This is a genomic window from Variovorax sp. Varisp36 (assembly GCF_047304235.1).
GTDB lineage: Bacteria > Pseudomonadota > Gammaproteobacteria > Burkholderiales > Burkholderiaceae_C > Variovorax.
This window is the reverse complement of the sequence record NZ_JBGLYU010000019.1, coordinates 75,806-96,766: the sequence shown is the minus strand read 5'-3', so window position 1 is coordinate 96,766 and position 20,961 is coordinate 75,806. Positions and strand designations below refer to the sequence as shown.

Below are 20,961 nucleotides of genomic sequence, written 5' to 3'. Positions count from 1 at the left end.
GCCTTGCGCAGCGAAATAAAGGAGGAGGCCGCAGGCCGGGGGACATTCGCGGAGCAAGGTACCCCGTCGGCGTGATCGAGCCCCGAACGAGCGCCGAGGCTTAGCGCACTTCCTTCAAATACTCATCAGAGAAGGCCTTCTGCGCGGCAGCCATCCGCCCGTAGTCCACGCTCTTGGCGCGGGCGTATTCGCTCGCCGGCAGGAACTGCGTTTCGATGTCCTTGGGCATGGCGCTCGCGCGCACCGGCCGCAGATAGGCCTTGGCCCAGATCGCCTGGCCTTCGTCGGACAGCGTGAAGTCGAGCACCTTCTTCGCATCGGCCGCGTGCGGGGCCTTGGCGACCAGGCTCATCACGTAGGGCACGGCCAGCGTGCCTTCGCTCGGGATCACGAAGGCGACGTTGGCCTTGTCCTTGTACTTGGCGCGGTAGGCGTTGAAGTCGTAGTCGAGCAGGATCGCGATCTCGCCCGACAGCACGCGCGCGTACGAGGTCTGCTTCGGCACGATGGGCTCGTTCTTCTGCAGCGCCTTGAAGTAGTCGATGGCCGGCTTGAAGTTGTCGAGCGTGCCGCCGCGTGCTTCGTTCACCGCCACCGCGCCGACATAGCCCACGAAGGCCGAGGCCGGGTCGAGGTAGCCGATCAGGCCCTTGTACTCGGGCTTGAGCAGGTCGGCCCACGACTTCGGGATCGGCTTGCCCTTGAGCGCGTCGACGTTGACCATGAAGCCGAGCGTGCCCGAGTGAATGGTGAACCAGTTGCCGGCCGGGTCCTTCAGGCCATCGGGAATGTCTTTCCAGGCGGCGGGCTTGTAGGGCTCGACCACGCCGTCTTTCGCGGCCTGCACCGCGAAGGTCACGCCGAGGTAGGTGACGTCGGCCACGGGGCTGGCCTTCTCTGCGACCAGCTGCGCGAGCGACTGGCCCGAGTTCTTGTTGTCGGCCGGCACGGTGATGCCGGTCTTGGCCTTGATGGCCTTCAGCTGCGTGCCCCAGTCGGCCCATTCGGTCGGGCAGTTGTAGCAAATGGCGGTCTGGGCCATGGCGCTGCCGGCGGCGAGCGCGGCGGCCAGGATGCCGAGGCGAGCCAGGCGGTTGAAGCGAAGTGACATGGTGGGACTCCTTGGATGGATGTGGTCGGAGAACGAGGGAAGGTCAGGGAATCGCGGCGTTGTTGTCCTCGCGCGCCGAAGCGCACGACTCGCCGTCTCGGAAGGCATGGGCAAGCAGCAGGCTCGCGTCGGGCTGCAGCGTCGCGCCCCCGGCGATGGCCGGGATCAGCAGCTCGACGCTGTGGCGGCCGATGTCGCTGTTGGGCTGCGCGATGGTGGTGAGCGCAGGTGTGAGGTCTTCGCCGAGCGCGATGCCGTCGAAGCCGACCACGCTGAGGTCGTCGGGCACCGCCAGGCCGCTCAAGTGCGCGGCGCGGATGCTGCGGATGGCCAGCAGGTCGTTCGAGCAGATCAGCGCGGTGGGGCGGCGGCGCGCCTGCAGCTGGTGCGAGAGCGCATCGACCGCGGTTTCGACGAAAGGCACTTCGATCAGCGCGGGCGCGGCGAGCCCGGCCTCCGCCATGCCCCTGAGGTAGCCGCGATAGCGCTGCTGCGCACGGTCCGACGCGGCGAGCGTGCCGCTGACCATCGCGATGCGGCGATGGCCCAGCAGCACGAGGCGCGCGACGGCATCGGCCACGGCGCCTTCGCTGTCGACCGACACGCAGGGGTGGTCCGCGTGGCGGTTGTAGGCCAGCACATAAGGCACCTCCGCCGCCTGGAGCCGGGGCAGCGCGGCCGATGTCGAAGGATTCGACACCACGAGGATCAGCCCGTCGACATTGCCGGCCAGCAGCAGTTGCACCGCGCGTTCTTCTTCATCGAGCCGGTAGCCGGTGGTGACGGGAATGATCGCGTAGCCGCCCGCGATGGCCGCGCGCGCGATGCCCTGCAGGCACTCGGCGAAGGTCGGGTTGAGCAGTGTGGGGAGCACCACGCCGAGCACACGGCTGCGCTGGGTGCGCAGCGTGCGCGCGCTGGCGTTCGGCACATAGTTGAGCTCCCGCGCCACGCGCTCCACGAGTTCGCGGGTGACGGGCGTCACCTTGCCGGGAAAGTTGAAGGCCCGCGACACGGTGGCCACGGAGACCCCGGCTTTGGCTGCAACGGCTTGGATGCTCATTGTGCGGTGTTCATGTAATCGATTACATTGGACCGCTGCAGTATGACTTTGTTATGACATCGCGAGAAAGCGGGGAGAAACCCTCGGACTTTCGCGAGAGGGCAGACCCAAATAAGAAGGGGCCCGTAGGCCCCTGAGAAAAAGTTACTTGCCCCGGCGAACCCGCCGGATCTCGTCCAGGATCAGGCAGATGGCGCCCAGCGTGATGGCGCTGTCCGCGGCATTGAAAGCAGGAAAGTACCAGTTGCCGGCGTGGAAGCTCAGGAAGTCCACGACATAGCCGTGCATCATCCGATCGACCACGTTGCCGATGGCGCCGCCCAGGATGCAGGCCATCGAAAACGAGAACAGCTTCTGCCCGGCGTGGGACTTCAGCATCCATACGATGAACACCGCGGCGCCCACGCCGATCACTGTGAACAGCCAGCGCTGCCACCCCGAGTGATCCGCCAGGAACGAGAAGGCCGCCCCGGTGTTGTGCGCACGCACGACGTTGAAGAAGCCCGTCACGTACGTTGCGTCACCGAGCTTGTAGTAGCCCAGGATCAGCGTCTTGGTGAACTGGTCGATGATCACGATGATCACCGCCAGCCCGAGCCAGGGCCAGATGCTGCTGCCGCCGCGTGAACGCGATGCCGACATGGAACGTGCCGCCGCCATCAGGCAACGCTCCGCGATTCGCCGGCGCCGAACAGGTTGCTCGTGCAACGGCCGCAGATCGTGGGATGCGCCGGGTCGTGGCCCACGTCGCCGCGGTAGTGCCAGCAGCGCTCGCACTTCTGCGCGGCGCTCGGCGTGACCACCGTCGACAGCGCGTCGCCGGCCGCCAGTTCGATGGCCGAGGCGATGAAGACGAACTTCAGGTCCTCGCCCAGGGTGCCCAGCAGCGCGAAGTCGTCGGCCGGTGCCGTCAGCTGCAGGTTGGCCTGCAGCGACGAGCCGACCTTGCCTTCGGCGCGCACGGCTTCGATGTCCTTGTTCACCGCGTCGCGGATCTCGCGGATGCGCGTCCACTTGGCGAGCAGGGCTTCGTCAGATGCGGGGAACTGGCTGTAGGTCTGCGCGAAGATCGATTCGCCCGGCTTGCCCGTGCCCACGATCTTCCAGGCCTCTTCGGCCGTGAAGCTCAGGAACGGCGCCATCCAGCGCAGCATGGCTTGCGAGATGTGCCACAGCGCGGTTTGTGCGCTGCGGCGCGCCAGCGAACCCGGGGCCGTCGTGTAGAGGCGGTCCTTCAGGATGTCGAGGTAGAAGCCGCCCAGGTCTTCCGAACAGTAGATCTGCAGCTTGGCCACCACCGGGTGGAACTCGTACACCTTGTAGTGCGCGAGGATCTCGGCCTGGAACTGCGAAGCGCGCGCGAGCGCATAGCGGTCGATCTCGAACAGCTGGTCGAGCGGCACCGCATCCTTCTGGATGTCGAAGTCGCTCGTGTTCGCGAGCAGGAAGCGCAGCGTGTTGCGGATGCGGCGGTACGCATCGACCACGCGCGCCAGGATCTTGTCGTCGCCCGCGATGTCGCCCGAGTAGTCGCTCGCGGCCACCCACAGGCGGATGATTTCCGAGCCCAGCTTGTTGCTGATCTCTTGTGGGTCGATGCCGTTCTTGAGCGACTTGCTCATCTTGATGCCCTTGGCATCGACGGTGAAACCGTGCGTCAGCAGGCCCTTGTACGGCGCACGGTCTTCCAGCATGCAGGCGATCAGCAGCGACGAATGGAACCAGCCGCGGTGCTGGTCGTGGCCTTCGAGGTACAGGTCGGCCTCGGGGCCGGTGTCGTGGTGCACCGTGGGGTGCGTGCCGCGCAGCACGTGATAGAAGGTCGAGCCCGAGTCGAACCACACCTCCAGGATGTCGGTGCTCTTGGTGTAGTGCGGCGCGTCTTCGACGCCGAGGATCTCTTCGACCGTCACGCGGCTCCAGGCCTCGATGCCGCCCTTCTCGACGATGTCGGCGGCCTGGTCGAGGATTTCCATGGTGCGCGGATGCAGCTCGCCCGAATCCTTATGCAGGAAGAACGGGATCGGCACGCCCCAGCTGCGCTGTCGGCTGATGCACCAGTCGGGCCGCCCGGCGATCATGTCGTGCAGGCGGGCCTTGCCGTTCTCCGGGTAGAAGCTGGTCTGTTCGATGGCGTCGAGCGCGGTCTGGCGCAGCGTCTTGGGTGCCTTGTCCTTGGTGAACACGCCTTCGCCCTCGTCCATGCGCACGAACCACTGCGCTGCGGCGCGGTAGATCACAGGCGTCTTGTGGCGCCAGCAGTGCGGATAGCTGTGGGTGATGGTCTCGGTGGTCAGCAGGCGGTTGGCATCGCGCAGCGCCGCGATGATGACCGGCACGGCTTTCCAGATGTTCTGCCCGCCGAAGAGCGGGAAGTCGGGGGCGTAGCTGCCGTTGCCCTGGACCGGGTTCAGGATGTCGTCGTACGCCACGCCATGGGCGATGCAGGAGTTGAAGTCATCCACGCCGTAGGCGGGCGAGGAGTGGACCAGGCCGGTGCCGTCGGTGGCGGTGGCGTAGTCGGCCAGGTACACCGGCGACAGGCGTTGGTAGCCGGCGTCCACGTCGTACAGCGGATGCTCGAATTCGAGCCCGCCGAGCGCCTCGCCCTTGACCGTGGCCAGCACCTTGCCGTCGAGCGCATAGCGCGTCATGCACATCTCGACCAGCGAGTTGGCCAGGATCAGCAAGCCGCGCTCGGTGTCGACCAGCGAGTACTCCAGCTCGGGGTTCAGGTTGATCGCCTGGTTGGCCGGGATGGTCCACGCGGTGGTGGTCCAGATCACGGCGAAGATGTCGCCGAGGATGGTGTGGTCGGTGCCGAAGGCCTTGAGCACCTTCTCGCGCTCGTGCGCCTTGAAGGCCACGTCGAGGGTCTGGCTCTTCTTGTCGGCGTACTCGATCTCGAATTCGGCGAGCGAGGAGCCGCAGTCGAAGCACCAGTACACGGGCTTCAGGCCGCGGTACACGAAGCCGCGCTCGATCACGCGCTTGAACGCGCGCAGCTCGCCGGCTTCGTTGGCGAAGTCCATCGTCTTGTAGGGATGATCCCATTCGCCCAGCACGCCCAGGCGCTGGAAGTCGGCCATCTGCTGCGCGATCTGTTCCGTGGCGTAGGCGCGGCTCTTGGCCTGCATCTCGTCGCGGCTGAGGTTGCGGCCGAACTGCTTTTCGATGGCGTTCTCGATCGGCAGGCCGTGGCAGTCCCAGCCGGGCACATAGAGTGCGTCGTAGCCTTCGAGCTGGCGCGCCTTGGTGATCATGTCCTTCAGGATCTTGTTCACCGCATGGCCCATATGGATCTGGCCGTTGGCGTAGGGCGGGCCGTCATGCAGGATGAACTTGGGCGCGCCGTGGCGGGCGTCGCGCAGGCGGTGGTAGCGGCCCTCGTCATTCCATTCCTTCACCCAACCCGGTTCGCGCTTGGGCAGGTCGCCGCGCATCGGGAAGGGGGTGTCGGGCAGGTTCAGCGTGGAACGGTAGTCGGTGGAGGTGGCAGCGTCAGACATGTTGGGGTGCGAAACAGGGGGGCTTCGACAGGCTCGGCCCGAACTGCCCGGAAAAAAAGGAGCGCGTCGGTGCGGAAGGTAAAGCCGTTCACCCTGAGCTTGTCGAAGGGCGGCAGCACGGTGCGTGCAGGGCTAAATTCGATCGCGCGTGGTCTGGCGGTGGGTTTCGGCGTGGGTCGATGCAAAGAACGCACGTGCGTCGCGCCCATCCTTCGCGATGCCCGCAGTGAGGGCCTCGAGGCTGGTGTAGCGCAATTCGTCGTGCAGTTTGTGCAGGAGTTCCACGCGGACGATTTTACCGTAGGCCCCTTCGGCGCCCAGATGCGAGGGCCACTCAAGGCAATGCGTCTCCAGCAGAACCCGACCGGCGTTGACGTCGTTGGCGTCGAGCGAGGGCCGCACGCCGAGGTTGGCCACGCCCGGCAGCGGTTGCTCGGCCAGGCCGTGGACCAGCACCGCGAAGATGCCGCTGGCAGCCGGCTTCCAGTGCTTGAAGCGCAGGTTGAGGGTGCGAAAGCCATCGTCCTTGCCCGGCGAGGAGGCGCCCAGCGCGCGGCCCAGCTTGCGGCCATGGACCACGTGGCCCGAGATGGTGTACGGGCGGCCCAGCAGGGTGTGGGCGTCGGCCATGCGGCCTTCGGCCAGCGCATCGCGCACGGCGGAGCTGGACACCCGCAGGCCATGCACCTCGTAGCTGTTCATGCGCGCGACGTCGAAACCGCGGGCCTCGCCGGCCGCGTCGAGCATGGCGTAGTCGCCGGCCCGCTTGGCACCGAAGCGGAAGTCGTCGCCGACCAGCACGTAGCGCGCGCCCAGGCCGTCGATCAGCACGTTCTGGATGAACGCCTCGGGCGATTGGGACGCCAGCCGGCCGTCGAACGGCAGCACGATGGTCTGGGCCACGCCGCAGGCCGCCAGCTCGGTCAGCTTGTCGCGCAGCGTGCCAATACGCGCCGGCGCCAGGTCGGGTTTCCTGGTGACGGCGGCGAAATAGTCGCGCGGGTGCGGCTCGAAGGTGAGCACGCAGCTCGGCAGCCCGCGGTGGCGGGCCTCGGTCTGCAGCAGCGCCAGCATGGCCTGGTGGCCACGGTGGACGCCGTCGAAATTCCCGATCGTGAGGGCGCAGGCCGGAGCTACGCCCGGGTGCCGGAAGCCGCGAAAAACCTGCATCGGTGAGTATCTTTTTGATAGCGCCTTTCGCCCGTCGAATGGGCGAATCAGGCCGATTTGTCACAAAGCCGGTATATTGTGACGCAGTGCGTGGTCTGGCGTGAGTCGCCGATGCACCCCGAGTCTCTGGTCTCTGCGTGGTTTTCTCGTTTCGAGGAGTCGTGTGTGAAGGTCTTGAAGCTGTCGGCCCAAGGGCTGCCCCAGTCATGGATTTCGCTGGAACAGGCGGTGATCCACTACGCGGCGGACGAAGTTCGCTGGGAAGTGGGCGCGCAGGTGGCGGTGTTCCGCGGCGGCCACAACGCGATCACGGGCGAGCAGTCGCAGATCGCGATCAACAGCATCATCGGCACCAAGGGCGTGCCGCGCATCAATCCCTTCACGCAGCGGCCCGGGCTCACCAACAGCAAGCTGTTCTCGCGCGACCGCAACGTTTGTGCTTACTGTGGCGGGCATTTCCATGAAGACGAACTCACGCGCGAGCACATCATCCCGTTTGCCCAGAGAGGCATCGACACCTGGATGAACGTGGTCACGGCCTGCAAGCCGTGCAACCACCGCAAGAGCAGCCGCACGCCCGAGCAGGCGAACATGCCGCTGCTCTACGCGCCCTACGTGCCCAGCCTCTGGGAAGACTTCATTCTGCGCAACCGCCGCATCCTGGCCGACCAGATGGAATTCCTGATGGCGCACCTGCCACAGAGTTCGCGGCTCCACGACGGCTAGGCCGAGGCGCTTCGCGCCAGACTGCTCCCACGCGCATCCGCTGCGCCCTCCGACCGGGCGCAGCATCGTTTTGCCGATCATGGCGGAACTTCTTCCTCCGTCGAGGAGGGGTGCACATGCGAGGAGGCGCGATGAGCATCGCCGTGAAACCGCTCCCCGGCTCCGGCCCGGAGGTCTCGGATTCGTCCCGTCTGCCGCCAGGCCTTCGCAGCGTCGTGACCTGGGACGTGGACCCGCACGGCTACTGCACCGAGCACGAGCATGCCACGCGCGCCCACTTCGCACGGCGGCTGGCGGCCCTCAAGGGCTGCACTTTCGCGGGCGTCTACGATCCTCAGCAAGCCTACGGCGGCGTGCCCTACTTCGTGCCGAGCGACACCCTGACCGATCCGGCGCTCGTGCGCGCGACGGGCATCACCGGCGTGGACGACCTTTTCGGCGGGGTGGTGCCATACCCCTTCGTCGCCACCAAGGCGCTCACCCATCCGTTGATCGGTGCCGATGCTTCGCGGCCGGCGGGCTGGTCCCTGCGCTTCGCGACCGAGGCCGCGGAGGCGGTACTCCCCGGCTATTCGTGCTTCTCACGCGAAGAGGCGCGCAAGGCGGGGCGCATGCTGCTCGACGGCGGCCTCGCACGGGTCAAGCCGGTGATCGCGACCGGTGGACGTGGGCAGGTCGTCGTGGGAAGCGTCGATGCGCTCGACCGCTGTCTCGATGCCATGGACGAGACCGAGATCACGACCCGAGGCCTCGTGCTCGAGGAGAACCTCGACCGGCCGAGGACGTACAGCGTCGGACAGGTGAGCGTGGAGCACCTTGTCGCCAGCTATTGCGGCGAGCAGCGTTCGACCCGGGACAACGCCGGGCAGGAGGTCTACGGTGGTTCCGACCTCATGCTCGTGCGCGGCGATTTCGACAGGCTGCTCGCCGTCGTGAATCCGGCGCCGCCGCTTCGCCGTGCGATCGAGCAGGCGCGGCACTACCACCGGGCCGTGTCCGGCTGCTACCCGGGCTTCTTCGCCTCGCGGGTGAACTATGACGTGGCGCAGGGCATGGGCAGCCGAGGCGACTGGCGTTCGGGGGTGCTGGAGCAGTCGTGGCGCGTGGGTGGCGCCACGGGCGCGGAGATCGCGGCGCTCGAAGCGTTCCACGCGCATCCGAAGTGCGACCGCGTGCGCGCGTCCTCCTTCGAGGTCTACGGAGCGGCCGCGCCGCCCGCGGATGCCATCGTGGCCTACCACGGCATCGACAGCGAGATCGGGCGGCTTTCGAAATTCACACTGCTGAAGCGACATGCCGACACGCCATAGCCTCATCGACATTGCCGTGGACGGCCAGCACATCCAGGGCACGCTGTTTGCCGCGTCGACCATGGTGCCCGGTGTGCTCCTGGTCCACGGCTGGGATGGAAGCCAGGAGCAATACCTGAAGCGGGCCAATGAAATCGCGGCGCTGGGCTGCGTGTGCCTGACTTTCGATCTGCGAGGGCATGCGCGCCACGCGGCGCAGCGCCTGGAGGTGACCCGCGAAGACAATCTGCGCGATGTGTTGGCTGCGTACGACGTGCTGGTCGGCCATCCGACCGTCGACCCCGGCGCCATCGCCATCGTCGGCAGCAGCTATGGCGGGTATCTCGCTTCGCTGGTAAGTGCCCTGCGGCCGGTGCGCTGGCTCGCGCTGCGTGCGCCGGCGCTCTACCGCGACCGCGAGTGGGACACGCCCAAGGGAAAGCTGAGCCGGTCCGACCTCGTGGCCTACCGCCGCTCGCTCGTGGGACCCGGCGACAACCGGGCACTGGCTGCATGCGCGGCCTTTGCCGGCGACGTCCTCATCGTCGAGTCGGAGGACGACCAGATCGTCCCCCACCCCGTGGTGGAGAACTACCTGGCTGCCTTCAAGCGGGTGAAATCGGTGACCTACCGCGTGCTTTCCGGCGCGGATCACGCGCTGTCCAAACAGGAGTCGCGGCAGGCCTACGGCTCGTTGCTGGTCTCGTGGATCACCGAAATGACGCTCGGAGCCCGGGCGACGGCGACCATCACGAAGCCGGTTGCCAGCAGTTCGGCCTGAGCAGGCGCGCGCCGCCAAGCCGAAAGCCGGCCAGCTACTTTTTCATCGCCTTGACTTCGGCCATGCCCTTGGCCTCGTCGGCCTTGGCCTGCTTCACGCATGCGGACTTCGCATCGCCCTTCTGGTCGTCGCATTTTTCCTTCGCGATGCTGTAGGCCGCTTCCACCTTGGCCTCGGCCACCTTGCGTGCATTGCTGTCGCTGGGCTTCAGCTTCTGGTCGAGTTCAGCCTTGGCGATCTTTTCCTTGCCCTTGGCCTCTTCGATGCAGACGTCCTTGGCGTTGTCCTTCATGGCATCGCATGCCGCCCGGTCGGCCTTGTAGTCGGCGGCGATCTTGTCGCGGCCAGCCTTGAGTTCGGCGATGGCGGGGTCGACGGAGGCCGGCGGTGGCGTGTTCACTTGAGCTTGCGCGGGCAGCATCGCAAGGAATGCGATTGCCGCGCAGATCTGCATGAGCTTTTCCATGATCAATCTCCTTGACGTCGGCATCGGATCTCCAGCAAAAGGCATGGGGGATCCGACACCGAAAATCCATCTTAGGAATCGAGGTCATGGAGGCGGTAGGACGCCTTTCGGTGCGGCCGTAAGCGCATGCCGACGGGCAGTGGACTTTCTTCTCAGCGCTTCCAGTCTGGCGGGCGTTTGTCGATGAAAGCTTGCACGCCTTCGAGTGCGCTCTCGTCCATCATGTTGCAGGCCATGGTCTGGCTGGCATCGGCCAGCGCGGCCTCGATGCCGGTTTCGATCTGTCGGTAGAACAGGGCCTTGCCCAGCGCTAGCGCCTTGCGGGGCTTGGCGACGATGCTGGCCACCAGTGTCTCGACGGCCGCGTCGAGCTCCTCGGGCGGCGCCACGCGGTTGACCAACCCCTTCTCGCGCGCTTCCCGCGCGTCGATGAAATCGCCCGTCACCAGCATCTCGAAGGCTTCCTTGCGGCCGAGGTTGCGCGAAAGCGTGACGCTCGGCGTGGCGCAGAACAGCCCCACGTTCACGCCGCTGACTGCGAAGCGCGCCTCGCTCGACGCCACCGCCAGGTCGCAGACAGCGACGAGCTGGCAGCCCGCCGCCGTGGCGATGCCGTGCACGCGCGCGATCACGGGCACCGGCAGCTTCTGGATCGACAGCATCATCGCGCCGCAGCGTTCGAACAGCTGCCGGTAGTAGCCGAGCGAGGGTGCGGCGCGCATTTCCTTCAGGTCGTGGCCCGCGCAGAAGGCCTTGCCCGCCGCCGCGATGACGACCGCGCGAATGCTGTCGTCTGCCGCGATCTCGCCGAGCGCCTGCTCGAGCGCGCCGAGCATGCCTTCCGACAGCGCGTTGAACGAGGCCGGCCGGTTCAGCGTCAGCGTGGCCACGCCGCGGCTGTCGCGCGCCTGCAGGACGAAGGGCGTGCTCGCGTCGTTCATGGCCGGCCTCGCTTCAGTAGGTCAGTTCGAGCACGGTCGTGTGCTCGCTCGCGGCCGGCCACGTGAGGCCCGTGATGCGCTCGCCGTTGAATTCACCGGTCACCGCGCGCGGGGCGCCACCGCCCTCGATGCGCAGCCGCGAGGTCGAAACGCCCGAGCCCTGGGGTGGCACACCTGTCGGAGGGCTCTTGCCGTCGAAGCGCATGGTGTCGCGCTGTGCGTCGAAGTAGCCGCGCGGCCGCGTGAACACGACGACCGCGCTGGCTCCGTTGTCGGCCGGAATGATGCGTTCCGGCCGCAGGTTCACGACGCTGCTGCTGCGCGGAAAGGGGCTGCGGTAGACGTGCGTGGTGCCGTAGCTCGGCGTGGCCAGGACAAATTCGTAGGCCGCGTCGCCGCGCGCCTTGAAAGGCCCCCAGCGGCCATCGGCGCCGACCGATTTGGTGAAGACGGCCTCGCCGAGCCGCACGCCGGTGGCAGGGTCGACGGCGTACACGGTGACCTTCGCGCCGTTCAGCGGAAGATTTTCCGCGCCGAGCGCACGGCCGTTGAGCACGACATCCGCCTCGGCCGCGACGTCGGTGCTGCGCGGCGCCTGCCCGGTCAGGAACTGCCAGGTCGCCGCGAACGCCGCGGGCGAGAACGAGGTTTCGCGATGATCGACGCGCGGCAGCACCACATTGGTCGCGCCCTTGAGCGCCGGCCCGTCGAAGCCGATGTTCGTCGGCTTGCCGGGCGCGCCGATCCACACGCCATCGGGCTGCGCATACTTGTCGTTGTTGTCCGAGCGCAGGGTCATCCACTTCACGCCCGGCGTGACCTCCTCGCCGTTCGGCCCCTTCGGCGCATTGAGCTGCTGCATGAAGCCGGACAGCCCCGAGAACTCGTTGTTCTCGCGGAAGCCCTTCACCACCCAGATGCCGTGCGCCGGGTTGCCGCCCAGCACCACATGGCTCACCACGGCCGCGCCGCCGCCGTTCTGCACGTAGTTGCGGATGGTGTTGCCGCCGCGCGAGTTGCCGATCAGCACGACCTTGCTGGCGCCGGTGGCCTTCAGCACCTTGTCGACCTCGGCCTTCAGGAACACCGCCGAATCGCCGGTCGAGCTGCGCCCGGCCTGGGCCACGGCGTCGTCGTCGCGCGCAACCGGGTTCGGCTGGTCGACAGCGAAGAGCCGCTCGCGCGGCCAGCCGTTCGACTCGAAACGCCAGATCGTCGTCTGCCAGAGCGCGGCCGAGTCGCCGTTGCCGTGCATGAACACGATGGGCGGGCGCTCGGTGTAGGAAGGCGTCGGAGAGGTGGCGCAGGCGGTCAGCATGGCGGCAGTGGTTCCGGTGGCGGCCATGGCGACCAGAAGAGAGCGGCGAGTCTGCATGTTTCGTTCCTGGGGTCCGGGAGTGAGGGGCCAAGTGAAAAACGCCCGCCGGCGCGAAGCGGGCGGGCGTTGGATGCTAGCGGAACACCGCGGAACCGGCTTTGCCGGGCCGCAGGGTGTTGCCCCCGGTAGGGGGTTGGCGCAGCGACACGAAGTGCGCGCAGCCTGGGGGCGAGCCTGGTCCTAGGCGAAGACGCCGGCGGTGTCCTGCATGCGGGCCGACACTTCGCCCAGGTGGTGCAGCGTGTCGCCGAAGGTCATTTCCATCTGCGTGAGCTTGCGGAAATAGTGGCTGCCGATGTATTCGTCGGTCACGCCGATGCCGCCGTGCAGTTGCACCGAGTTCGCGGCCACGAAGCGCATCGACACGCCGAGCTGGTACTTGGCGCGTGCCAGCGCCTGGCGGCGTTCGTCCGCCGGGGCGTTGAGCTTGAGCGTCGCGTAGTAGCTCATCGAGCGCGCGAGCTCGAGCTGCATCTTCATGTCGGCGACGCGGTGGCGCAGCGCCTGGAAGGTCGAGATGGCCACGCCGAACTGCTTGCGCTGGTTCATGTAGTCGACGGTGACGGCCATGGTCTTGTCCATCACGCCGACGGCTTCGGCACAGGTGGCGGCAATGCCGACGTCCACCGCGTATTCGAGCGCGGCCAGGCCATCGAGCGTGACCAGCGTCGCATCGGCCTTGTCGAACACCACTTCGGCCGCGCGGCCGCCGTCCTGCGTGCCGTAGCCGCGGGCCTCGACGCCGCTGGCACTGCGCTCGACCAGGAAGAGGGCGATCTTGCCGCCGACCTTGGCGGGCACCAGGAAGGCGTCGGCTTCGTCGCCCACCGGCACCACGCTCTTGGCGCCGGTCAGCGCATAGCCGTCGCCCGACTTGGCGGCCGTGGCCTCGCACACGTCGAGGCGCCAGCGTGCCTTGCGCTCCTGGTACGCCAGCACCACGATGGCCTGGCCGCCGGCGATGCGCGGCAGCCAGCTGTCCTTGGTGTCTGCGCCGGCATAGCCGCTGAGCACCGCACCGGCGATCAGCGTCTGCGCAAAGGGCTCCAGCACGATGCCGCGGCCCAGTTCTTCCATGACGACCATGCCTGCCACGGGGCCCATGCCCAGTCCGCCGTCGTCCTCGCTGATGTACAGGCCGCCCAGGCCAAGCTCGGCCAGCTCGTCCCAGGCCTCGCGCGAGAAGCCGCCCTTGGCCTCGATGCCGCGGCGGCGCTCGAAGTCGTAGCCCTTGTCGACCCACTTGCGAACGGCGTCGCGCAGTTGTTCCTGGTCGTCGGTGAAGTTGAAATCCATGTTCTTGTCTCCTCAGCCCAGAACCGTCTGCGCGACGATGTTGCGTTGCACTTCGTTCGAGCCACCGTAGATGGTGGTCTTGCGCATGTTGAAGAAGGTGGACGTCAGCGGCGCGAGCGCCGGGTTGCCGCCCGGGAAGTTGCCCTGCCAGCCGGCTTCCATCGCCTCGCGGATCAGCGGCAGCGAATACGGGCCGCCGGCCAGCATCATCAGTTCGCTGTAGCGCTGCTGGATCTCGCTGCCGCGGATCTTGAGCAGGCCCGCGACGTCGAGCGAGTTCTTGCCCGAAGTGGCGGCCGACAGCACGCGCAGCACCATCATCTCGAGCGCGACGATGTCGACCTCGAGCTTGGCGATCTCGTCGCGGAAGCGCTGGTCGTCGTAGACGCCTTCGCTCTTCGCGATGCGCTTGAGGCGCTCGAGTTCGCGCTTGGCGCGATTCACGTCGGCGATGTTGGTGCGTTCGTGCGAGAGCAGGTGCTTGGCGTAGGTCCAGCCCTTGTTCTCCTCGCCGATCAGGTTCTCGGCGGGCACTTCGACGTTGTCGAAGAACACCTCGTTCACTTCATGGCCGCCGTCGAGCAGCTTGATGGGGCGCACGGTCACGCCGGGCGACTTCATGTCGAGCAGCAGGAAGCTGATGCCCGTTTGCGGCTTGCCTTCGTTGCTGGTGCGCACGAGGTTGAACATCCAGTCGCCGTGCTGGCCGAGCGTGGTCCAGGTCTTCTGTCCGTTGACGATGTACTTGTCGCCCTTGCGTTCGGCCTTGGTCTTCACGGACGCGAGGTCGGAGCCCGAACCTGGTTCGCTGTAGCCCTGGCTCCACCAGACTTCGCCGCTGGCGATGCCGGGGAGAAAGCGCTTCTGCTGCTCGGCATTGCCGAAGGCCATGATCACGGGCGCCACCATCACCGGGCCGAACGGGATGATGCGCGGCGCGCCGGCCAGCGCGGTTTCTTCCTCGAACAGGTGGCGCTGCACGGCGGTCCAGCCCGGGCCGCCGAATTCCTTCGGCCAGCCGTAGCCCAGCCAGCCCTTCTTGCCGAGGATCCTGGCCCAGCCTTGCAGATCGTCGCGGGTCAGCTCGAGCGCGTTGTGCACCTTGTGCGAAATCTCTTGGGGAAGGTTCTCTTTGACCCAGGCGCGAACCTCTTCGCGGAACTTCTGTTCTTCGGGTGTGAAGCTCAAATCCATGCGTGCCTCGCTGTGTTGATCGGTTCACCGCAGACGCGGTGTGTCTCCGGAACCGTGAGTTTTAGCACGGTCGTGCTGTGAAACGGTGTCCGCGCCGCGACAAGCGTGGGCACAGATAATCCCGCCTTCCCATGAAGAACATCGTGATCCTGATCTCCGGCGGCGGCTCCAACATGGCAGCCATCGTGCGCGCCGCCGAGCGCGACCGCTGGGCCGAGCGCTTCGGCGCACGCATCGCCGCCGTGGTGAGCAACAAGGCCGAGGCCGGCGGACTGGCAATCGCCAAGGCGCACGGCATCGACACCGCAGTCATCCCGCACAAGGACTTCGCCACCCGCGAAGCCTTCGACGCAGCGCTGGCGACGGCGGTCGACGGCTACGCGCCGGCCCTGGTGGTGCTGGCGGGGTTCATGCGCATCCTGACGCCGGGCTTCGTCGAACGCTACGCCGGCCGGCTGGTGAACATCCATCCCTCGCTGCTGCCGGCGTTCCCGGGACTCCATACGCACCAGCGCGCCATCGAGGCGGGCTGCAAGGTGGCGGGCGTGACGGTCCATCAGGTGACCACCGAGCTTGACCACGGACCGATCCTGGCCCAGGCCGTCGTGCCCGTGCTGCCCGACGACACGGCGGTCACCCTGGCCGGGCGGGTGCTGGCGCAGGAGCATCTGTTGTATCCGTGTGCTATTGCCGGGTGGCTGGCAGATACATCGAGTCACAATCGGTAAAGTTGTTTATATTCGCGGGTTTTCGGGAGCTTAGAAAGTGAAAACCCAATCGTTGCTGCTGGCCGTTGCCAGCGCCGCCCTGATGGCGGCCTGTGCCGCTCCGGCGCCCGCGCCCGCCCCGGCACCTGCTGCGCCGCCGCCTGAACCGGTCTACCAGTGCAACGCCGATGGCGCCCGCTTTGCCGTGGGCCAGCCGCTGACGCCCCAGCTCGAAGCCGCCGCCCGCGTGCGTGCAGCCGCCGGCACGGTGCGCGTGCTGAAGCCCGGCGACGCGGCCACGACAGAACTCAATGGCGGTCGGCTCAATCTCGACGTCGACGCCCGCAGCCGCGTGACGGACGTCCGCTGCGGTTGATGGAACCGGAATTGCTACGAAAAATGTAGCAGTTCATTCAGGCAAGGCGGGCATGCACTGCCTGCCTGGCTAGATCGGGGTGAACCTTCGCCGGGGCGTACCGTCGATCTCGACGGTTTCGCCGAACATGGCGGCCGGCCGGACCCAGAGGCCATGGGCGCCGTACAGGGCGCGATACAGCGTCATCGGCTCCAGCGTCTCGCTGTGGCGCACGGTGCCGATCACTTCGTATTCGCCACCCTTGTAGTGGCGGTAGCGGCCGGGGGGCGTTTCGATCAGGGGCGGGAGGTCTTCGTCGTTCAACGGGGCTTCTTTCTTCAAAACTGTCGGGGCTTGATTTGACGGGAGTCGGATGGATCGCGCTGATTTTGTTCACCTGGTTCGACTGAGCGAGCACGCCAGCGCGGACGACGGTGCGCGCTATCGACGCAGCGTCGCGGCCTTTGCCGCGCTCGGCTACCTGTGGGTACTGGGCTGTCTCGGGCTTTCGGTGGGCATCATTGTCTGGGTGGTTTCCTCGATCGGGGGAGCGCGCTCCAATTTCACGCGGGGCTGGCTGCTGCTGTTCGCCCTGGGGCTGCTGTGGGCCACGCTGCGCGCGCTCTGGGTGCGCTTCGACGAGCCCGAGGGCGTGGAAATCCGCAGGGCCGACGCGCCGGCACTCTTCGAGGCGCTGGACCGCATCCGCGGCAAGATCAAGGGGCCGCCGGTCCACCACGTCTATCTCGATGACGAATTCAATGCCAGCATCCGGCAGGTGCCGCGCTTCGGGCTGTTCGGCGGCGCCGTCAACTCGCTGAGCATCGGCCTGCCGCTGATGATGATGCTCGACCGGCGGCGGCTGCTGTCGGTGCTGGCGCACGAATACGGCCATCTGCGCGGCAACCACGGCAAGCTGAGCGCCTGGATCTACCGCACCCGCCTGTCGTGGCTCAAGCTCGATGCCGACCTGCAGCGCAACGAGGGCGTGATGGCGCTGTTTTCGCAGGCCTTCTTCCGCTGGTACTTCCCACGCTTCGCGGCCAAGACCTTCGCGCTGGCTCGCCAGGACGAGTACGAAGCCGACCGCATCTCGGGCCGGCTGCTGGGCGCTTCCGTGGCGGCGGCTGCACTGACCGAGATCGCGATCAAGGGCAACTGGTACGCCAACGAGTTCTGGCCCTGGCATTGGGCCCGCGCCGAGCATGAGCCGCAGCCTCCGGGCCCGTTCGAGGCCCTGCGCAAGCGCGTGCATACGCCGCCCGGCGAAGACTTCGCCCGCCAGGCGCTGCGCGAGGCGATGCGCCGCGTCAGCGACCTCGAAGACACCCACCCCGTCTTGCGGGATCGCCTGGAGGCGCTCGACCAGAAGGCGGTCATGCCCGAGTGGTCGATGCGCCCGGCACTCGAGCTGTTGGCCGACGAAAAGCAATGGATCGAGCATTTCGACCAACAATGGCGCCGCGCCCACGCCTCCGACTGGAAGCAGCACCATGCACACCGGTCGCGCATCCGCGAGCGCATCACCGTGCTGGCCGCGCGTGGCGAGCGCAACACGCCCGACGAGATGGTCGAGTGGGCCGATTCCGAGCGGCGGCTCGATCCCGCCGCCCCCGTGCGCGTGCGCTACGAGAGCGCCCTGCAGATCGCGCCGGAGCATCCCGGCGCCCTGCGCGGGCTGGCCCAGATGCTGCCGGCGAGCGATCGCGAAGCGCGCCTTGCCGTGCTCGAACGGCTGCACGGCTCCGGCGCCGCCAGCCGCTGGTGGGCGGCCAGGAGCGCCGTGGCCTCGCTCGAAGATCCCGACGCGGGGCCGCACGATGAAGAGGCGCTGAAGCTGTGGCGCGGCCGTCTCAAGGAGGCGGAAGAGGCCGAGACGCGTGCTTGGGAAGAGATCACCGGCACGCCGGTCTTCAGCCAGATCTCGCGGCACGACCTGAACGATTTCGAGCTGGGCGAGCTGCGGGCCGACCTGGTGCGCTGCCTGCCTGCTTCGCGGGCCTGGCTGGTGCGCAAGAACCTGCACGAATTCCCGTGGCGCCGGGCCTATATCGTGTTCGTCGAGCTACCGGGGCTCGACGACGAAGACCGCTGGAACCTGTGCCGCCAGCTGGAGCAGACCCTCACGCTGCCTGGCGCCGCGCTGGTGCTGTGGGCTGGCCATTCGCCCAAGCTGGAAGACGTCGAGCGGGAGGCCTTCGGAGCCGTCTGGATGCGCGGCGCATAGCCCTTCGGACTGGACGGGGCGGCGGCTGAGACAATCGGGGGATGCACCCCAAAGCCCTGTTGGAGGCCACCGCCGATCTGGTCGGCCTTGTCCTGAAATTCGATCACCCGGCCGACCAGGTCGTTTCGCGGTTCTTCCGCGACCATCGCGAGTTCGGCCCGCGCGAGCGCGCGACGCTTGCCGAAACCGTCTACACCGTGCTTCGCAAGAAGCTGCTGTTCGATCACCTCTCGCCCTCGGGCAGTGGCTCGAAGGAGCGCCGCATGGCGATCCTGGGCTTTCATGGCCCGCGCGATTTTCTGAAGAGCGCGCTCAACGACACCGAAAAGCGCTGGCTCGACAACTGCGACGCCGTCAAGCCGGACGACCTGCTGGAACGCCATCGCCACAACCTGCCCGAGTGGTTGGTGGCGCCGCTCAAGGCGCAGCTGGGCGACGGCTTCTGGCCGCTGGTCGAAGCACTGCAGCAGCCCGCACCGCTCGATCTGCGCGTCAATGCGCTGACCGACAAGCGCGCGGATGTGAAGGCGGAGCTTGCGAAGGCTGCTATCAAATCGGAAGCGACCCCGTTCTCGCCCTGGGGCCTGCGCATCGACGGCAAGCCGGCACTGACCAAGCTGGACGCCTTTGCCCGTGGCGCCATCGAGGTTCAGGACGAAGGCTCCCAGCTGCTGGCGCTGCTGCTGGATGCCAAGCGCGGCGAGATGGTGGTCGATTTTTGCGCCGGTGCCGGCGGCAAGACGCTGGCCATCGGCGCGACGATGCGCAACACCGGCCGGCTGTATGCCTTCGACACCTCGGCGCACCGCCTCGACGCGCTCAAGCCGCGGCTGGCGCGCAGCAAGCTCTCGAACGTCCATCCGGCCGCGATCGCGCACGAGCGCGACGACCGAATCAAGCGCCTGGCGGGCAAGATCGACCGCGTGCTGGTCGACGCGCCCTGTTCGGGGCTGGGCACGCTGCGGCGCAATCCTGACCTGAAATGGCGCCAGTCGCTCAAATCGGTCGAGGAACTGACGGTCAAGCAGACGGCAATCCTGCAAAGCGCGGCGCGGCTCGTGAAATCGGGCGGCCGTCTGGTTTATGCCACGTGCAGCGTGCTGCCGGAGGAAAACGAGGCGATTGCGGAGGCCTTCGGCGCCGCCAACCCCGATTTCGTGCCCGTGGATGCGGCGGAGTTGCTGCAGGGCCTGAAAGTCGAGGGCTCCGAGGCGCTGTGCGCCGGCGGGGAGGGCGGCCGCCGCTACCTGCGGCTGTGGCCGCACCGTCATTCGACCGACGGTTTCTTCGCCGCGGCGTGGAACCGGAAATAGAGGCGGAACTCCAAACTAGGGTTAATCTGCGCTTTTCTTGAAGGTTTAAAGGCTTTGCTTTAGGCCTGCCGCCTTAAAATCGCGGGCTATCTAAAGGCTGCACCTTCGTGTGGCCATGGAGTACCTGACTCAATGTTGCTTCCTGACTCGGCCGTCCTGAATGCGGCTATCCAATGGCTCGGACACGGCCTGTGGGACCTCGCATGGTGGCAAGTCGTGCTGTACACGCTTGTCACCACGCACATCACGATTGCCGCGGTCACGATCTTCCTGCACCGCACGCAGACGCACCGGGCCATGGATCTGGGCCCGATTCCATCGCATTTCTTCCGCTTCTGGCTGTGGCTCGGCACCGGCATGGTGACGAAGGAATGGGTCGCCATCCACCGCAAGCACCACGCCAAGTGCGAAACCGTCGACGACCCGCACAGCCCGCAGGTCAAGGGCATCGACGAAGTGCTCTGGCGCGGCGCCGAGCTGTATCGCGCCGAGTCGAAGAACAAGGAAACGATGGAGCGCTACGGCCACGGCACGCCCGATGACTGGATCGAGCGCAACCTGTATACGCGCTACAGCTGGCAGGGTGTGGGCTTGATGCTCGTGATCAACCTGGCGCTGTTCGGCACGCTTGGCATGGCCGTGTGGGCCGTGCAGATGCTCTGGATCCCCATCACCGCCGCCGGCGTCATCAATGGCATCGGCCACTACTGGGGCTATCGCAACTTCGAGGCGCCGGACGCCAGCCGCAACATCATGCCCTGGGGCCTGATCATCGGTGGCGAAGAGCTGCACAACAACCATCACACCTATCCGACCTCGGCCAAGTTCTCGGTCAAGAAGTACGAGTTCGACATCGGCTGGATCTACATCCAGGTGTTCCAGAAGCTCGGCTGGGCCAAGGTCAAGAAGGTGCCGCCGAAGATGCTGATGGGTGATATCCAGCCCGTGGCCAACGAGAAGACGCTCGAGGCCGTCATCGCCAACCGCTATGAAGTCATGGCTGGCTATGCGCGCGAAATGCGCCGTGCCACCAGCCAGGAGCTGGACGCGCTGAAGACCAAGGGGGCCGACCTGTCGGTGCTCAAGGCTGCCAAGCGCTGGCTGCACCGCGACGACGACAAGGTGCCTGCCGCGGCCCGTTCGCATGTGGTGCAGGCCCGCGCCGCCCACCCCGTGCTCGACAAGATGGCCACGATGCGCGAAGAGTTGCGCCAGCTGTGGCTGAACACCTCCCAGTCGCGCGAGCAGCTGGCAGCCGATCTGGCAGCTTGGTGCCACCGGGCGGAAGCCAGCGGCATTGCCGGCCTGCGCGACTTCTCGACCCGCCTGCGCGCTGCACGCGCCTGACGCGAGCCACGCGCCAATCAAAAGGCCGGCTTGATTGCCGGCTTTTTTACGCCTGTCGTTTCTTGCGGCATGCTCCGCATTTCCGATG

19 protein-coding genes are annotated in these 20,961 nt (G+C 66.9%); 8 read left to right on the top strand and 11 right to left on the bottom strand.

Features of this window, described 5'->3' with window-relative positions:
- Positions 1-100 precede the first annotated feature (100 nt).
- From ACCD11_RS13915 to ACCD11_RS13895, 5 genes are all read right to left on the bottom strand, one after another.
- Entirely contained in the window at positions 101-1,111 is a 1,011-nt protein-coding gene (locus ACCD11_RS13915) for an ABC transporter substrate-binding protein (RefSeq protein WP_413314305.1), read from the bottom strand.
- Between the two features lie 43 nt (positions 1,112-1,154).
- Positions 1,155-2,174: a LacI family DNA-binding transcriptional regulator gene (locus ACCD11_RS13910; protein ID WP_007830244.1), complete on the bottom strand. Its 1,020-nt coding sequence runs from the start codon at positions 2,172-2,174 to the stop codon at positions 1,155-1,157.
- Positions 2,175-2,318: 144 nt separating this feature from the next.
- The gene (lspA, locus tag ACCD11_RS13905; RefSeq protein WP_007830246.1) at positions 2,319-2,834 is read right to left on the bottom strand and encodes a signal peptidase II; all 516 of its coding nucleotides are present in this window, start codon (positions 2,832-2,834) and stop codon (positions 2,319-2,321) included.
- Complete coding sequence (ileS, locus tag ACCD11_RS13900; protein WP_413314304.1) at positions 2,834-5,683, bottom strand: isoleucine--tRNA ligase; 2,850 nt, start codon at positions 5,681-5,683, stop codon at positions 2,834-2,836. Before ileS ends, lspA begins: the two co-directional genes overlap by 1 nt.
- A 132-nt stretch (positions 5,684-5,815) precedes the next feature.
- Positions 5,816-6,853: a bifunctional riboflavin kinase/FAD synthetase gene (locus tag ACCD11_RS13895; protein ID WP_007830250.1), complete on the bottom strand. Its 1,038-nt coding sequence runs from the start codon at positions 6,851-6,853 to the stop codon at positions 5,816-5,818.
- Positions 6,854-7,018: 165 nt separating this feature from the next.
- On the opposite strand from ACCD11_RS13895, the gene ACCD11_RS13890 reads away from it, so the two are divergent.
- The 3 genes from ACCD11_RS13890 (at position 7,019) to ACCD11_RS13880 (ending at position 9,649) form a co-directional block, all read left to right on the top strand.
- Entirely contained in the window at positions 7,019-7,579 is a 561-nt protein-coding gene (locus ACCD11_RS13890) for an HNH endonuclease (protein ID WP_007830252.1), read from the top strand.
- A 131-nt stretch (positions 7,580-7,710) separates the two neighbouring features.
- Entirely contained in the window at positions 7,711-8,889 is a 1,179-nt protein-coding gene (locus tag ACCD11_RS13885) for a DUF3182 family protein (RefSeq protein WP_413314303.1), read from the top strand.
- Positions 8,873-9,649 carry an alpha/beta hydrolase family protein gene (locus tag ACCD11_RS13880; RefSeq protein WP_007830256.1) on the top strand — a complete coding sequence of 259 codons (777 nt, stop codon included), beginning with the start codon at positions 8,873-8,875 and terminating at the stop codon, positions 9,647-9,649. Before ACCD11_RS13885 ends, ACCD11_RS13880 begins: the two co-directional genes overlap by 17 nt.
- 34 nt (positions 9,650-9,683) lie before the next feature.
- On the opposite strand, the gene ACCD11_RS13875 is transcribed toward ACCD11_RS13880, so the two are convergent.
- From ACCD11_RS13875 to ACCD11_RS13855, 5 genes are all read right to left on the bottom strand, one after another.
- Complete coding sequence (locus tag ACCD11_RS13875) at positions 9,684-10,115, bottom strand: hypothetical protein (RefSeq protein ID WP_413314301.1); 432 nt, start codon at positions 10,113-10,115, stop codon at positions 9,684-9,686.
- Between the two features lie 152 nt (positions 10,116-10,267).
- Positions 10,268-11,056, bottom strand: coding sequence for an enoyl-CoA hydratase (locus tag ACCD11_RS13870; protein WP_007830261.1), 789 nt, complete (start codon positions 11,054-11,056; stop codon positions 10,268-10,270).
- Between the two features lie 13 nt (positions 11,057-11,069).
- Positions 11,070-12,431 (bottom strand): alpha/beta fold hydrolase, encoded by a 1,362-nt coding sequence (locus tag ACCD11_RS13865; protein WP_413314300.1) that lies wholly within the window; start codon positions 12,429-12,431, stop codon positions 11,070-11,072.
- Positions 12,432-12,614: 183 nt separating this feature from the next.
- Complete coding sequence (locus ACCD11_RS13860) at positions 12,615-13,730, bottom strand: acyl-CoA dehydrogenase family protein (protein WP_007830269.1); 1,116 nt, start codon at positions 13,728-13,730, stop codon at positions 12,615-12,617.
- A 12-nt stretch (positions 13,731-13,742) separates the two neighbouring features.
- Positions 13,743-14,924 carry an acyl-CoA dehydrogenase family protein gene (locus tag ACCD11_RS13855; protein ID WP_007830272.1) on the bottom strand — a complete coding sequence of 394 codons (1,182 nt, stop codon included), beginning with the start codon at positions 14,922-14,924 and terminating at the stop codon, positions 13,743-13,745.
- 131 nt (positions 14,925-15,055) lie between these two features.
- Between ACCD11_RS13855 and purN the strand changes: the two genes are divergently transcribed.
- Together purN and ACCD11_RS13845 are read left to right on the top strand one after the other, a co-directional pair.
- A complete protein-coding gene (gene purN / locus ACCD11_RS13850) occupies positions 15,056-15,652 on the top strand; it encodes a phosphoribosylglycinamide formyltransferase (RefSeq protein WP_007830274.1) in 597 nt (198 codons plus the stop codon).
- Positions 15,653-15,689: 37 nt separating this feature from the next.
- Entirely contained in the window at positions 15,690-16,007 is a 318-nt protein-coding gene (locus tag ACCD11_RS13845; protein ID WP_007830276.1) for an I78 family peptidase inhibitor, read from the top strand.
- 69 nt (positions 16,008-16,076) lie between these two features.
- Here the strand turns inward: ACCD11_RS13845 and ACCD11_RS13840 are convergent, their stop codons facing one another.
- On the bottom strand, positions 16,077-16,310 hold the full coding sequence (locus tag ACCD11_RS13840; protein WP_413314299.1) for a DUF1653 domain-containing protein: 234 nt from the start codon (positions 16,308-16,310) through the stop codon (positions 16,077-16,079).
- A gap of 49 nt (positions 16,311-16,359) precedes the next feature.
- On the opposite strand from ACCD11_RS13840, the gene ACCD11_RS13835 reads away from it, so the two are divergent.
- The 3 genes from ACCD11_RS13835 (at position 16,360) to ACCD11_RS13825 (ending at position 20,873) form a co-directional block, all read left to right on the top strand.
- On the top strand, positions 16,360-18,213 hold the full coding sequence (locus tag ACCD11_RS13835; RefSeq protein WP_007830280.1) for a M48 family metallopeptidase: 1,854 nt from the start codon (positions 16,360-16,362) through the stop codon (positions 18,211-18,213).
- A 41-nt stretch (positions 18,214-18,254) separates the two neighbouring features.
- The gene (locus ACCD11_RS13830; RefSeq protein ID WP_007830283.1) at positions 18,255-19,526 is read left to right on the top strand and encodes an RsmB/NOP family class I SAM-dependent RNA methyltransferase; all 1,272 of its coding nucleotides are present in this window, start codon (positions 18,255-18,257) and stop codon (positions 19,524-19,526) included.
- A gap of 132 nt (positions 19,527-19,658) precedes the next feature.
- Positions 19,659-20,873, top strand: coding sequence for a fatty acid desaturase (locus ACCD11_RS13825; RefSeq protein WP_007830285.1), 1,215 nt, complete (start codon positions 19,659-19,661; stop codon positions 20,871-20,873).
- The last annotated feature ends 88 nt before the right edge of the window (positions 20,874-20,961 follow it).